This window comes from Streptomyces sp. NPDC059454, assembly GCF_042749965.1.
GTDB lineage: Bacteria > Actinomycetota > Actinomycetes > Streptomycetales > Streptomycetaceae > Streptomyces.
Window position 1 is genome coordinate 19,709 of sequence record NZ_JBHYVC010000080.1, and the last position, 14,703, is coordinate 34,411.

Here is a 14,703-nt window from a genome sequence, read left to right on the forward strand (position 1 = left end):
TGCTTCGAGGCGACGCCGGCTTCCTCCCACGTGATCCGCCGGACAGGCCCGGGCCGGTCAGCTCATCCCGGCGTGCGCCCAGTGGCACGCCACCTGGGCCGCACCACCCCCGTCGAGGATCTCCGGGTCCCGGCCCCGGCACGCCTCCGCCACCCCCGCCCGGTCCGCCTCGCCGCCCGCCAGGATCTGGCAGCGGGCGTGGAACCGGCATCCGGACGGGACGCGGGACGGGTCCGGGGGCTCGCCCGTGAGGATCACCGGCTCGCCCGGCGCCTCGGGGAGGACCGACAGCAGGGCCCGGGTGTACGGATGCCGGGGAGCCGTCAGGACCTGCTCCACCGGCCCGGTCTCCACGATCCGGCCCAGGTACATCACCGCGACCCGGTCGGCGATGTTCCAGGCCAGCCCCAGATCGTGCGTGACGACCAGCGCGGACAGACCCAGCTCGGCGCGCAGTCGCAGCAGCAGGGCGAGGATCTCTCCGCGTACGGACGCGTCGAGGGAGGCCACCGGTTCGTCGGCGACGAGGAGTTCGGGTTCCAGTACCAGCGCGCCCGCGATCACCACGCGCTGCCGCTGACCGCCGGAAAGCTCGTGCGGATAGCGCAGGAAGAAGCGCTCCGGCGGGCGCAGCCCGGCACGGGACAGGGCGTCGGCGACCGTGGCCCGCTCGTCACCGCCGTGGCCGTGGATGCGCAGCCCTTCGGCGACCGCGTCGTACACGGTGTGCCGCGGATTGAGCGAACCGCTCGGGTCCTGCAGCACCAGTTGCACGCGCTTGCGGTACGCCTTCAGGGAGCGGCCGGAGTACTCCAGCGGCCGCCCGTCGAAGGTGACCCGGCCCGCGGTCGGCTCGACCAGGCCCAGCAGGGCGCGGGCCAGCGTCGTCTTGCCGCAGCCCGACTCGCCGACCAGGGCGGTGATCTCACCGGGGCGGATGTCCAGACGGACACCGTCCACGGCCCGGGCGTCCGGGGCGCCGTGCCGGCCCGGGAAGGCGACGTGTACGCCCTCGGCACTGAGGAGGGGTGAGATGGAGGTGGTCATGGGGTGCCGGGCCTCGTTTCCTCCAGGGCCTCCGGACCACCGGCCGCCGTACCCCGCCGGGGATCTGATGCGTCGGCCGCCGTGTTCGGTCGGGGAGTCGGTTCGCCGGTCGCTGTGTCCCGCCGGAGGGCCGGCTCGTCGGCCGTCGTGTTCGGTCGGGGGTCCGGATCACTGGTCGCCCTACCGCGCCGGGGGTCTGATGCGTCGGCCGCCGTGTCCCGCAGGGGACCCGGTTCGCCGTCTGCCGCGTCTGCCGCGTCTGCCGCGGCGACCCGCACGCACGCCGCCCGCCGGTCCGGGCCCGCGTTCCGGAGCGGCTGGTCCTCCGTGGCGCAGGAGTCCAGGGCCACCGGGCACCGCGGATGGAACGCACAGCCCGACGGCGGCGCCACCGGGTCCGGCGGATCGCCCGGCAGACCGCGCGGTGCGAAGCGGGACGCCGGGTCGCCGATGCGCGGAAAGGCGGCCGACAGCGCCCGGGCGTACGGGTGACGTGCGGCCTCGTACACCTGTCCCGCCGGGCCCTCCTCGACCACCCGGCCCGCGTACATCACCGCGAGCCGGTCGCAGGTGCCGGCGAGGACCGCCAGATCGTGGCTGATCATGATCAGCCCGACGTCCTGGTCCGCGACCAGCTGCTCGATCAACCGCAGGATCTGCGCCTGGATCATCACATCCAGCGCGGTCGTCGGCTCATCGGCGATGATCAGCCGCGGATCGCAGGCCAGCGCCATGGCGATCATGACGCGCTGCCGCTGCCCGCCGGACAGCTCGTGCGGGTAGGCCGTCGCACGGGCGGCCGGAAGACCGACCTGCTCCAGCAGTTCCCCGGTCTTCTTCCGCGCCCCGGCCGGAGTCGCCTTCCGGTGCAGCAGGACCGGCTCGGCGATCTGGTCGCCGACGCGCCGTACGGGGTTGAGGGAGTGCATCGCACCCTGGAACACGATGGAGGCCCCGGCCCAGCGGACCGCCCGCACCCGGCCCCACTTCATGGCCAGCACGTCCTCGCCGTCCAGCAGGACCTCGCCGTCCACCCGGGTCCCCGCCGGCAGCAGCCGCAGCAGTGCCAGCGCCAGCGTGGACTTGCCGCAGCCCGACTCCCCGGCGATCCCCAGCTTGCGGCCCGCGTCCAGCCGTAGATCCACCCCGCGCACGGCGGCCGCCCCGCCCGCGTACGTGACCGTCAGCCCTCTGACGTCGAGCAGACTCAACGGGCCACCCCCAGCCTGGGGTTGAGGACGGACTCCACGGCCCGTCCGCACAGCGTGAACGCCAGCGCCACCAGGGCGATGGCGATGCCCGGCGGCACCAGGTACCACCAGTGCCCGGCGCTGACCGCACCCGCCTCCCGGGCGTCCTGCAACAGTCCGCCCCACGACACCACCGTCGGATCACCGAGCCCCAGGAAGGCCAGCGTCGCCTCCGCCAGGATCGCCGAGGAGATGATCAGCGTCGTCTGCGCCAGCACCAGCGGCATCACATTGGGCAGCACATGCCGGGACATGATGTGCCAGTGCCCGCCGCCGAGTGCCCGCGCACGCTCGATGTACGGGCGGGTCTCCACCGCCAGCGTCTGCGCCCGCACCAGCCGGGCCGTCGTCGGCCAGGTCGTCACCCCGATCGCCACCACGATGGTCAGCAGCGAGCGGGACATCACCGTGGCCAGCGCGATCGCCAGCACCAGCGTCGGCATCACCAGGAACCAGTCGGTGATCCGCATCATCACCGTCGCGTACCAGCCCCGGAAGTGCCCCGCCGTCACCCCGATCACCATGCCGATCGCCACCGACAGCACGGCCGCGAGCAACCCCACCAGCAGCGACACCCGTGCACCCCAGATCACCAGGCCGAGCAGATTCCGCCCGAACCGGTCGGCCCCGAAGGGAAGTCCGGCGCTCGGGCCCTCCAGCGGGCTGCCCGGTGCGTCGGTCACGTCGTCCACGTCGGAGCCGACGAGCAGCGGAGCGGCCACGGCGAGCAGCGCGAACAGGGCGAGCGTCGCCAGACCGAGGACACCGGCCCGGTGCGTGCGGTACTGCCGCCAGAAACGCGCGGCCGAGGCCCGGCGCCGCTGCCACGCCATGGCGCGAGGACGCGCGGCCGGGATCTTCTCGGTCGTCATCGGCCCACCCGGGGGTCGAACAGCGGATAGATCAGATCGGCGAGCGTGTTCATCACGATCACCGCGGCGGCGAACACGAAGAACAGCCCCTGCACCAGCGGCAGATCGGGCACGCTCAGCGCCTGGTAGAAGAGCCCGCCGAGGCCCGGCCAGGAGAAGACCGTCTCCACCAGGATCACTCCGGCCACCGTCCGTCCGAGGTTGATGAAGATCAGCGTCACGGTCGGCAGCAACGCGTTGGGCACGGCGTGCCGACGTCGTACGAGGTCGTCGCGCAGCCCCTTGGCCCGCGCGGTGGTCAGATAGTCGCTGCCCATCTCGTCCAGCAGCGCCGACCGGGTCACCAGCAGCGTCTGCCCGTACTCCACGGCCACCAGCGTCACCACCGGCAGCACGAGGTGGTGCGCCACGTCCACGACGTACGCGAAGCCCTCCGCACCGCCCGATTCCATGCCACCGGTCGGGAACAGCCCCGGCAGCGGACCGATCCCGACCGACAGCGTGACGATGAGCAGCAGTCCCAGCCAGAAGGACGGCAGGGAGTACAACGTCAGCGCCAGCCCCGTGTGGAACCGGTCCCCGAACCGCCCGTGCCGCCACGCCGACCGGGTGCCGAGGACGATGCCGAGGACCGTGTACAGCACGAAGGCGGTGCCGGTGAGCAGCAGCGTGTTCGGCAGCGCCTCCGTGATCTTGTCGACCACGGGCGCGTTGAACTGGTACGACGTTCCCAGATCACCGGTGAGCGCCTTGCCGCAGTAGTCGGTGAACTGTTGCCACAGCGGCAGGTCCAGTCCGAACTGCTCACGATAAGTGGCCAGTTGTTCGGCCGACACCTGTCGGCCGCCGGTCATGAACTTCACCGGGTCACCGGGGACCAGCCGGAAGAGGAAGAAGCTGGTGACGAGGACGGCGAGGAGGGACACGGCCGCGCCGGCCACCTTGCCCGCCACGTACCGCGGATAGGCGGCGGTGACACGGCCGCCGCGGGGCCCGCGGCCGGCCGCCGGTCCGTCCTTCACCGGACCGGCGGCGGCCCCCGTGCTCCCACCGACGGATGCGGATGTCGCGTCAGAGGTCATGAGTACCCGTTCGCCGCCTACTCGCGGTCCTCGGCCGTGGCCCGTCGCCGCATCGCGGCGAACGCCCCCAGCCCCGCGAGGACGACCACACCCGCGACGATCCCGACGACCACGCCCGTCGACGACGAACCACCGTTCGCGTCCCCGGAGTCCGCTGCCGGCACCGCGGACCACCAGCTCCAGTAGCCGTCCTGCCCGTAGATGTTGCCCGCCTTCGCCGGCATGGTGGTGATCGACTCGATCTGGTCCGTGCGATACGCCTCGACCGCGTTCGGATACGCCATGACGTTCATGTACCCGAGGTCGTACAGCCGCGACTCCATCTGCTTGACGATGTCAGCCCGTTTGCCGGCGTCGTACTCGGCGAGCTGCCGGGCGTAGAGCTCGTCGTACCTCTTGTCGCAGATGAAGTTGTCGGTCGCGCCGGTCTCCTCCGGGGTCGCCGGGAGCGCCGCACAGGTGTGGATGGACAGGACGAAGTCGGGATCCGGGTTGACCGACCAGCCGTCGAAGGCGAGGTCGTACTCACCGGCGAGCCAGGGATCGGTCACGTTGTCCAGGCAGTTGAGCGTGACCCCGATACCGAGGTCGCCCCACCACTCCTCGAGGTACTGGCCGATCGCCTTGTCGTTCGGGTCGGTGGCGTGGCACAGCACGCGGTAGTCGATCGGCTTGCCGTCCTTGCCGACCCGTTTGCCGTCGCCGTTCCTCTTGTAACCGGCCCGGTCGAGCAGCCGGGCCGCCTCCGCCGGGTCGTACGCCAGCTCCTGGCCGTCCGCCGGCTCCCAGAAGTACGGGGAGAACCGGGGCGGGATGTACCCCGCCCCCTCCACGGCGTGCCCCTGGAACACCTTGTCGACGATGGTCTTCCGGTCCACCGCCATGAACAGCGCGTTGCGCACCCGCCGGTCGAGCAGCGAGGGGTGCCCGTCACCCATCTTCTCGCCGTTCTTCGCCTTCGCGCCCGGGTTGGTGGCGAGGGCGTAGAAGCGGCGGCCCGGGGCGTCGTTGACGCGGATGTTCTTGTCGCCCTTCAGCGAATCCGCCTGAGCGGGTGTCAGGGAGGGCGACCCGGCGACGAACGACACCTCGCCCTTGCGCAGCGCCGAAACCGCCGCGTCCTGGTCCTTGTAGTAACGGAAGACCAGCTCGTCGAACTTGGGCGCCCCGCGCCAGAAGTCCTTGTTCGCCTTCAGCCGCACATAGCTGTCCGCCTTGTAGTCGGTGAGGACGAACGGCCCGTTGCCGACGACGGGGAAGTCCTTGTCGTTGTTGAACTTCGCGTAGTCGCCGACCTTCTCCCACACGTGCTTGGGCACGATCGGCACGTCCAGCGCCGTCATCGTGGCCTGCGGCTTCTTCAGGTCGATGACCAACCGGGTGGGACTCGGCGCGCTCACCTTCTCGAAGTTGGCGACGAAGCTGCCGTTGGCGGTGGCGGCACCCGGGTCGGACATCATCGTGTTGAACGTCCAGGCCGCGTCCTCGGCGGTGGCCTGCTCACCGTCCGACCACGTGGAGTCCGAGCGGATGGTGTACGTCCAGGTCAGCTTGTCCGGCGACGACTCCCACTCGGTGGCCAGACCCGGAATGACGTGGTTGTCCTCGGGATCGTAGTTCGTCAGGTACTCGTAGGTGAGCCGGTGGATGCTCGTACTGAGCAGCCGTACCGCCAGGAACGGACTGAGCGAGTCGACGCTCTGCGCCACCGCGACGGTCAGCACCTTGCTGCCGTCGTCGGCCGCCCGGGCCTGCTGCGGCGCCGGGTCGAGCGGGGTGGCGAGTCCGGCGGTGAGGGTGAGCGCGGCGGCGCCGGCCGCCATGACGAGCCGGGTGCGGCCCGGGGTGCGGTGGTGACCGCCGTACTGATCGTTCGTGTCCATGGTCGCTGACCTCACGTCGTCGCTCGCACGGGAAGGACGGGCCGATCAGATGAGTGATGAGTGTGTCTACCAGCGACCACTGCGAGCGTCAACGGCGCATGCACCTTGCGTGGCCTGCGGAAACGGCAGAATGGCGCACGTTTTTCGCTCATTGGTCGAGACCACTGACGCAGTCCTGGTCAGCGACTGGCGGCGGATTCCGCGGCCGGAAGGACGGTCTGTCCCCTCGGTCGGCCCCCTCGGCCGAGACCTGCCTCCCCCGTCCACAACCTCCTGGGACGGAACGACTGGGCCAGGTCGGCCGGCCGCGTCCGCAGCTTGGCGGCGATGCGGGCCAGGGCGCGCTGGTCCGCGGCGGTCAGCGGATCGAGCACCAGCCGGCGGACCGAGTGCACATGCGTCGGCGCGGCTGCGACGACGACCTCGTAGCCGGCGTCGGTCAGGGCGGCGAGGGTGAAGCGGCCGTCGTCGGGATCGGGGAAACGCTCCACCCACCCCCGCGCCTCGAACCGCTTGACGACGTTGGACAGGCGGGAGAGCGAGCCGTTCGTGAGGTACGCCGGCTCGCTCATGCGCAGGCGGCGCTCCGGGGTCTCGGAGATGTGGCTGAGGGTCAGGTACTCGAAGAGCGTGAGGCCGGCCTTGCGCTGCAGCGGTGACTCCAGCCGCCCCGGCAGCAGCAGGGCGAGTGAGATCAGGCCGGTCCAGGCCTCCTTCTCGTCCGCGCTGAGCCACTCGGGTTCGCCGGGTGCGTCGCCGCTGGTGTCCTGGGGTGGGGCACTGCTCATGCGGACAGGTCATCAAGCAGTCATGGCTTCACACGTGAAGTGAATCGTGGTACGTTTACTTCAAGCGTAAAGTCAATCGAAAGGATTTCCCGATGTCTGCCACCACCACGGACGTCTCCCGGACCCCGGAGTTCTTCATCACCCCCGGCTACGGCGCGAAACATCTGGCCCTCCTGCATTACAGCCAGGCGGTGCGTGTAGGGGACCGTGTCGAGATCTCGGGGCAGGGGGGATGGGACGACGACACGAACTTCCCGGAGGCCCTGGAGGACGAGATCGTCCGGGCGTTCGACAACGTCGAAAGGACCCTCGCCGAGGCAGGCGCCACCTGGCGCGACGTCATCGCCGTGGATTCGTACCACGTCCCCAGCGCCGCGGACTCCATCGGCGAGGACCACAACCGGGTCATGGTCGACCAGTTCCGCCGACGCATGGGTGAGCGCGCGCCCATCTGGACGCAGATCGGGGTGGCAGCGCTCGGAGCGCCTGGCATGCGCGTCGAGATCCGCGTCACGGCCGTCGTCGGCCACGACGGCTGACCGGGGACAAGCCGCAGGGGCGGGTCTCCCATCACCCTGGAGACCCGCCCCTGCCGTGTCGGAGACGACCCCTACTGCTGCGGGGGCGGCTGCTGCCAGGGCTGCGCCGGATAGGGCTGGCCCGGGATCTGCGGGTACGGGTGGCCCGGCTGGGCCGGGGGCTGTCCCGGCTGGGCGTAGGGGTGCCCGGGCTGCGGCTGCTGCGGGTACGGGCCCGGCTGACCCTGGACGGCCTGGCCGGGCGAAGGCTGTCCCGGGACGGGCTGGCCCGGCAGCGGCGGGGCGGCGACCGGCGGCGGGTTGCCGTCGGAGGTCCACAGACCGTGCGACTGCTGATGCCGTACGAAGTCCTCGGCGACCAGCGCCGCGAGGTTGAAGTACGCCTCCCGCACCTTCGGCCGCATCATGTCGAGGTCGACCTCCGCACCGGCGGCCAGATGCTCGTCGAACGGTACGACGAGCACACCCCGGCACCGGGTCTGGAAGTGCGCCACGATGTCGTCGACCTTGATCATCTTGCCGGTCTCGCGCACCCCGGAGATCACGGTGAGGGACCGCGAGACGAGGTCCGCGTACCCGTGTGCGGACAGCCAGTCCAGCGTCGTGCTGGCGCTGCTCGCACCGTCCACGGACGGCGTGGAGATGATGATCAACTGGTCGGCGAGGTCCAGCACGCCGCGCATGGCGCTGTAGAGCAGACCCGTACCGGAGTCCGTGAGGATGACCGGGTACTGCTTGCCGAGCACGTCGATCGCGCGCCGGTAGTCCTCGTCGTTGAACGTCGTGGACACGGCCGGGTCGACGTCGTTGGCGATGATTTCCAGACCGGACGGCGCCTGAGAGGTGAACCGCCGGATGTCCATGTACGAGTTGAGGTACGGGATCGCCTGGACGAGGTCGCGGATGGTGGCCCCGGTCTCGCGCCGCACACGGCGGCCGAGCGTACCGGCGTCCGGGTTGGCGTCGATCGCGAGGATCTTGTCCTGCCGCTCGGTGGCGAGGGTGGCGCCGAGGGCGGTGGTCGTGGTCGTCTTGCCGACGCCGCCCTTGAGGCTGATGACGGCGATGCGGTAGCAGGACAGCACCGGCGTACGGATCAGCTCCAGCTTCCGTTGCCGCTCGGCCTCCTCCTTCTTCCCGCCCAGCTTGAAACGCGAACCGCCGGCCGCGGGGCGGCTGCTCTTCGCCTTCTGCCGCTTGCTGTTGAGCAGCCGGTCCGAGGACAGCTCCACGGCAGCGGTGTAACCGAGGGGCGCCGCACCGGGGTTGGTCGGCTGCCGCTGGTCGTGCTGAATGGGCTGCGGCCAGGCGGCCCCGGTGCGCGGGTCCACGGGCTGCTGCGGCGGCACACCGGGCTGCTGCGGCTGCGGCGGCACACCCGGCTGCTGCGGCTGCTGCGGCTGCTGGGGGAAGCCGTAAGCGCCGGGCTGGGCCGGGGGAGCCGGGGTGGCCCCCGGCTGCGGGAAGCCGTATCCGGCCTGCGGGGCGGGCAGGGGCGGGGTACCGGGCTGGGGCTGTGCGGGGGGCTGCTGCGGGGCTGCCGCGCCGGGCTGGGGGAGACCGTATCCGGCCTGCGGGTCGGGCGCGGGGGCGGCCTCGGGCTGCTGTGCGCGAGGTTGCGGGACCGCAGTGCCGGGCTGCGGGAAGCCGTATCCGGCCTGCGGGCCGGGCGCGGGGGCGGCCTCGGGCTGTGGGTTTGCCGCACCGGGCGGGCCGGCGGGCGGGAAGCCGTATCCGGCGGGCTGGGCCGGGGGAGTCGGGACGGTTCCCGGTTGGGGGAAGCCGTACCCGGCCTGGGTGTTGGGTGCTGCCGGGGGGCCGGGCTGCTGTGCGCGAGGTTGCGGGACCGCAGCGCCGGGCTGCGGGAAGCCGTACCCGGCCTGGGCGTTGGGTGCCGGGGCGGGCGGGGTCTCGGGCTGGTGCTGGGGTGCCGGGCCGGCGGACGGGAAGCCGTAACCGGCCTGTGGGGCGGGCGGCAGGTTCCAGGCGGCGGGCGCGGGCTGTGGTGCCTGGGGCTGGAACGGCGGCTGCTGGGCAGGGACGGCCGGCTGGTCCTGCGCTGCCGCGGGCTGGGGCTGGGGCTGGGCGTCCGCGTCCGCCGGCTGGGCGGGTGCCTGCGGCTGCTGCTGCGGCTGCACGGGCCACTGACCGGCCGGCGCCGCGGTGGCGGGGTACGCCGGTGGCACCGGGGACACGCCCTGCGGTGCCGGGGGAGTCCAGGCGGGCGCGTCGGCGGGCACGGCCGGGACGGCATCCTGGGGCGTGCTCTCCTCGAGGGCCTCTGCCGGAGCCGCGTCGGCGGGCACCGCGTCGTTCACCGGCTCGGCGTCCTCGGGCTCGACAGCCGTCGGCTCGACAGCCGTCGGCACGTCCGCCGCCGGTACGTCCTCGGAGGGCACCGCGTCCTCGGGCTCCGCGGCGTCGTCCTCCACGTCGGTCACCGAGAACCCGGCGTCCTCACTCTCCACGTCATCGGTCGTGACGTCGGCGGAGTCGGAGACCCCGCCGACTTCGTGCTCGCCGGACGCACCGGACGTCTCCTCGGTGTCGTCGGCGTCCGACGAGTCCACCACAGCCTCGGAGACCTCCGCCGCGTTCTCGGCGGTGTCGTCGGCCACGTCCTCACCGTCGGACGGCTCCAGCCGCACCTCGGCCTCGGCCTTGTCGTCCGTGCCCGTCTCGTCCTCCGCCTCCGCCTCGCGCTCCGCGATCTCCCGCTTCAGCGCGGCGGCGGAGAAGCGAATCGTCGCACCGCTCTCCAGATCGCCGTTGTCGGGCTGGAATCCGCCGACCGGAATGTTCGGCACCGCCGAAGGGGAAGCCGCACCGGAGTCCGCGGGCTCCTTCTCCGCTTCCGGCCGCTGCGGCTCGAACCCGCTCCCCACCGGAAGCCTCGGCACGGCCACCGGCCCCCCGGACGGCGGCGCGGGCGGCGTGAACGGCGCAGCGGGCGCGGGCGCCGGAGGCGTGAAGGGGGCGCCCGGCGCAGGCGCGGGCGCGGGCGGAGTGAAGGGCGCCCCCGGCACGGGCGCAGGCGGCGCCGGAAGGGACGACGGCCCCGCGGCCCCCACCGCGTGTGGCGGCGGAGTCAGCCCCGGCAACGGCGGAACGGGCCTGCTGGAGGAAGGAGCCGGAGCGGGTGAGGAAGGTGAGGAAGGCGAGGAACCGGCAGACGACGAAGCGGACGACCCCGAGGAACCGGAGGGACCGGAGGACGAGGACGACGCCCCCGGCTCCGAACTCCCCGAAGCGTTCTGCGTGTACCAGGCCGGCGGCGCGTAGTCGATGGTGAACTCGCCCGTCGTCTCGATGGCGGACTCCGCGTCGGGCTGGTCATCGCCGGGTGTCGCCCAGCCCCCGCGCGTCCCGTCCCGGTCGCTGCTCACAGTTCCTCCTGATTGGTCGAGCACCCTCGTGCGTGCTGGGGGCGACCATGTGCCCTCCCCGTACGACGCCGGCGCCCGGTTCGCGGGTTCTGGCGTCGCGCCGGGTACCAGCCTAATCACCAGTAGCCCCGCCCCGTCAGCCCCGCCCACCCCTCGGCACAGGCCGTTCCGCCCCGCCCACCGTGGTCAAGAGCCTTACGAATTTCACTACTTAAGCGGGCAAACTCGCTCAACACCCGTGCAGTGGTCAGCAGGCGGCCGCCCAGTCCACCGAACGCGGGACACCGTCAACCTGCCCTGGACGTCCGCCCGTTGGCGCACAGGCCAACGGGCGGCACGCACGCGTGCCGCCCGTTGCCGGATCTCCACATCACTCGGAGGCCGTGGCAAGCCCTCCGTCGCCCGGCGCCGGCTCCAGGTCGAACTCCCCGTCCCGCGCGCCCAGCACGAAGGCGCGCCACTCCGCCTCCGTGTACCGCAGCACCGTGTCCGGGTCGAGCGAGGACCGCATGGCCACGGCACCGCCGGGCAGGTACGCGATCTCGACCCGCTCCTCGTGCTCCTCGGTGCCCGGCGCGCTGTGCCACTCGACACCGGAGATGTCGAGGGCGTAGAGCTCGTCCTTCTCCCGCTCCTTGCGTGCCTTGATCTCCTCAGCCGTCTCCGCCATGCCGCAGCGACCCCTTCCCGACGTACGAACGGTCCGAGCGCTCACCCTAGTGGCCTGCGACGTCCGGCCCGGCCGGTTCGGCGGACCGGGGGAAGGACGCCCGCTACGGGCTGGTACCCTGAGTGACGGCCGTTTGTGTACGCACCCCCGGAGCGGGCTCGCCCCGGAGGCCGCGCCCAGCGGATCCCGCCTTCCGAGTCATGGAAGACCCCCCGAGACGAAGACCGGGGGCGCTCGGTGGCCACTCGCAGATCTATGAGGAGTACGCGTGTCGCTCGACGCCGCAGTGAAGAAGCAGATCATCTCCGAGTTCGGTACCAAGGAGGGTGACACCGGCTCCCCCGAGGTCCAGGTCGCTCTGCTGTCCCGTCGGATCTCCGACCTGACGGAGCACCTCAAGACCCACAAGCACGACCACCACTCCCGCCGTGGTCTGCTGATCCTGGTCGGTCAGCGCCGCCGGCTGCTGCAGTACCTCGCCAAGAAGGACATCCAGCGTTTCCGTGCGCTGGTCGACCGCCTCGGCATCCGCCGTGGTGCGGCGGGCGCCAAGTAAGACGCCGTGGAGGGAGCGGTTCCCCGGGGAAAGGGGACCGCTCCCTTTGCTGTACATGCGGAGTGTCACCGTGCCTTTGTAGTGTGGTAGCACAACGCAAGGGATACGACTCGGTGTGATGCCCCGCGCCGCATGGGTATGCGGTTCCAGGGGCACCGCCGACCGACGTCATCGGACGTCATGACGCACGAGGAGGAGCGCACCTCGCCGCCGCCGGTCCTCGGTAGTGGCCCCCGGGAGAGTGAACCCCGGGTGCTTCGATCGAAGACCGGCCCGCACCAGTGGAGCGCTTCTCCGCCACCGTCCCCTCGCCACACGGGCGAGCCAGGGACAAAAGACGACAAGTAACGGAGAAAACGCTAGTGGAGAACGAGACCCACTACGCCGAGGCCGTCATCGACAACGGCTCCTTCGGCACCCGCACCATCCGCTTCGAGACGGGCCGCCTGGCCCGCCAGGCCGCCGGCTCCGCCGTGGCCTACCTGGACGACGACACCATGGTGCTGTCGGCCACCACCGCCTCCAAGAACCCCAAGGACCAGCTCGACTTCTTCCCGCTCACGGTGGACGTCGAGGAGCGGATGTACGCGGCGGGCCGGATCCCCGGTTCCTTCTTCCGCCGCGAGGGCCGGCCCTCCGAGGACGCCATCCTCACCTGCCGCCTGATCGACCGCCCGCTGCGCCCCTCCTTCAAGAAGGGCCTGCGCAACGAGATCCAGGTCGTCGCCACGATCATGGCGCTCAACCCCGACCACCTGTACGACGTCGTGGCGATCAACGCCGCCTCCGCGTCCACGCAGCTGGCCGGCCTGCCCTTCTCCGGCCCGATCGGCGGCGTCCGCGTCGCGCTGATCAACGGCCAGTGGGTGGCGTTCCCGACGCACAGCGAGCTCGAGGGCGCCGTCTTCGACATGGTCGTCGCGGGCCGCACCCTGGAGGACGGCGACGTCGCGATCATGATGGTCGAGGCCGAGGCCACCGAGAAGACCATCCAGCTGGTCGAGGGCGGTGCCGAGGCCCCCACCGAGGAGGTCGTCGCCGCCGGTCTGGACGCCGCGAAGCCCTTCATCAAGGTGCTCTGCAGGGCCCAGGCCGACCTCGCCGCCAAGGCCGCCAAGCCGACCGGCGAGTTCCCGGTCTTCCTCGACTACCAGGACGACGTCCTGGAGGCGCTGACCGCCGCCGTCAAGCCCGAGCTCACCCAGGCGCTGACCATCGCCGGCAAGCAGGATCGCGAGGCCGAGCTGGACCGCGTCAAGGCGCTCGCCGCCGAGAAGCTCCTGCCGGAGTTCGAGGGCCGCGAGAAGGAGATCTCCGCCGCGTACCGCTCGCTGACCAAGTCCCTGGTCCGTGAGCGCGTCATCAAGGAGAAGAAGCGCATCGACGGCCGCGGTGTCACCGACATCCGCACCCTGGCCGCCGAGGTCGAGGCCATCCCGCGCGTGCACGGCTCGGCGCTGTTCGAGCGTGGCGAGACCCAGATCCTGGGCGTCACCACCCTCAACATGCTCCGCATGGAGCAGCAGCTGGACACCCTCTCCCCGGTGACCCGCAAGCGCTACATGCACAACTACAACTTCCCGCCCTACTCCGTCGGTGAGACCGGCCGCGTCGGCTCCCCCAAGCGCCGGGAGATCGGCCACGGTGCCCTCGCCGAGCGCGCCATCGTGCCGGTGCTGCCGACGCGTGAGGAGTTCCCCTACGCGATCCGCCAGGTGTCCGAGGCCCTCGGCTCCAACGGCTCGACGTCCATGGGTTCGGTCTGCGCCTCCACGATGTCGCTGCTGAACGCCGGTGTGCCGCTCAAGGCCCCGGTCGCCGGTATCGCCATGGGCCTGATCTCCCAGGAGATCAACGGCGAGACGCACTACGTCGCCCTCACCGACATCCTCGGTGCGGAGGACGCCTTCGGTGACATGGACTTCAAGGTCGCCGGTACCAAGGAGTTCGTGACCGCCCTCCAGCTCGACACCAAGCTGGACGGCATCCCGGCCTCCGTCCTGGCCGCCGCCCTCAAGCAGGCCCGTGACGCCCGCCTCCACATCCTCGACGTGATGATGGAAGCGATCGACACGCCGGACGAGATGTCCCCGAACGCGCCGCGGATCATCACCGTGAAGATCCCGGTCGACAAGATCGGTGAGGTCATCGGCCCCAAGGGCAAGATGATCAACCAGATCCAGGAGGACACCGGCGCCGAGATCACGATCGAGGACGACGGCACCATCTACATCGGTGCCGCTCAGGGCTCGCAGGCCGAGGCCGCCCGCGCCACGATCAACAGCATCGCCAACCCGACGATGCCGGAGGTCGGCGAGCGCTACCTGGGTACCGTCGTGAAGACGACCACCTTCGGTGCGTTCGTCTCCCTGATGCCGGGCAAGGACGGACTGCTGCACATCTCGCAGATCCGCAAGCTGGCCGGCGGCAAGCGCGTGGAGAACGTCGAGGACGTGCTCGGCGTGGGCGCCAAGGTCCAGGTCGAGATCGCCGAGATCGACTCCCGCGGCAAGCTCTCCCTGATCCCCGTGATCGAGGGCGAAGAGGACGCTTCCGACAACGACAAGAAGGACGACGCCGACAAGTGACGTCCCGTAGCGTTGAGGCGACGGCCCGCACCTCCTCGGAGG

The 14,703-nt window shown here is 71.2% G+C and carries 10 protein-coding genes and 1 pseudogene; 3 read left to right on the forward strand and 8 right to left on the reverse strand.

Annotated elements, in window-relative coordinates; translation table 11 throughout:
• Positions 1–57: 57 nt before the first annotated feature.
• The 6 genes and pseudogenes from ACFXAE_RS32975 to ACFXAE_RS33000 all read right to left on the reverse strand — a co-directional run.
• Positions 58–1,047, reverse strand: a complete 990-nt coding sequence (locus tag ACFXAE_RS32975; RefSeq protein WP_384722309.1) for an ABC transporter ATP-binding protein — start codon at positions 1,045–1,047, stop codon at positions 58–60.
• The gene (locus ACFXAE_RS32980) at positions 1,044–2,258 is read right to left on the reverse strand and encodes an oligopeptide/dipeptide ABC transporter ATP-binding protein (protein ID WP_384722312.1); all 1,215 of its coding nucleotides are present in this window, start codon (positions 2,256–2,258) and stop codon (positions 1,044–1,046) included. The genes ACFXAE_RS32975 and ACFXAE_RS32980 overlap by 4 nt, the downstream gene beginning before the upstream one ends.
• A complete protein-coding gene (locus ACFXAE_RS32985; protein ID WP_384722315.1) occupies positions 2,255–3,169 on the reverse strand; it encodes an ABC transporter permease in 915 nt (304 codons plus the stop codon). Before ACFXAE_RS32985 ends, ACFXAE_RS32980 begins: the two co-directional genes overlap by 4 nt.
• Entirely contained in the window at positions 3,166–4,251 is a 1,086-nt protein-coding gene (locus tag ACFXAE_RS32990; protein WP_384722318.1) for an ABC transporter permease, read from the reverse strand. Before ACFXAE_RS32990 ends, ACFXAE_RS32985 begins: the two co-directional genes overlap by 4 nt.
• Before the next feature lie 17 nt (positions 4,252–4,268).
• On the reverse strand, positions 4,269–6,134 hold the full coding sequence (locus ACFXAE_RS32995) for an ABC transporter substrate-binding protein (RefSeq protein ID WP_384722321.1): 1,866 nt from the start codon (positions 6,132–6,134) through the stop codon (positions 4,269–4,271).
• A 293-nt stretch (positions 6,135–6,427) separates the two neighbouring features.
• Positions 6,428–6,922: pseudogene (locus ACFXAE_RS33000) on the reverse strand (MarR family winged helix-turn-helix transcriptional regulator); the annotation flags it as partial.
• Between the two features lie 92 nt (positions 6,923–7,014).
• On the opposite strand from ACFXAE_RS33000, the gene ACFXAE_RS33005 reads away from it, so the two are divergent.
• On the forward strand, positions 7,015–7,461 hold the full coding sequence (locus ACFXAE_RS33005; RefSeq protein ID WP_384722324.1) for a Rid family hydrolase: 447 nt from the start codon (positions 7,015–7,017) through the stop codon (positions 7,459–7,461).
• Between the two features lie 71 nt (positions 7,462–7,532).
• On the opposite strand, the gene ACFXAE_RS33010 is transcribed toward ACFXAE_RS33005, so the two are convergent.
• Positions 7,533–10,847 (reverse strand): SCO5717 family growth-regulating ATPase, encoded by a 3,315-nt coding sequence (locus ACFXAE_RS33010; RefSeq protein ID WP_384722327.1) that lies wholly within the window; start codon positions 10,845–10,847, stop codon positions 7,533–7,535.
• A 370-nt stretch (positions 10,848–11,217) separates the two neighbouring features.
• Positions 11,218–11,517 carry a DUF397 domain-containing protein gene (locus ACFXAE_RS33015; RefSeq protein ID WP_384722330.1) on the reverse strand — a complete coding sequence of 100 codons (300 nt, stop codon included), beginning with the start codon at positions 11,515–11,517 and terminating at the stop codon, positions 11,218–11,220.
• A gap of 268 nt (positions 11,518–11,785) precedes the next feature.
• Here ACFXAE_RS33015 and rpsO point away from each other — a divergent pair, with 268 nt between their 5' ends.
• Both rpsO and ACFXAE_RS33025 read left to right on the forward strand, forming a co-directional pair.
• Complete coding sequence (gene rpsO / locus ACFXAE_RS33020; protein ID WP_004924725.1) at positions 11,786–12,073, forward strand: 30S ribosomal protein S15; 288 nt, start codon at positions 11,786–11,788, stop codon at positions 12,071–12,073.
• Between the two features lie 362 nt (positions 12,074–12,435).
• A complete protein-coding gene (locus ACFXAE_RS33025) occupies positions 12,436–14,661 on the forward strand; it encodes a polyribonucleotide nucleotidyltransferase (RefSeq protein ID WP_384722333.1) in 2,226 nt (741 codons plus the stop codon).
• The last annotated feature ends 42 nt before the right edge of the window (positions 14,662–14,703 follow it).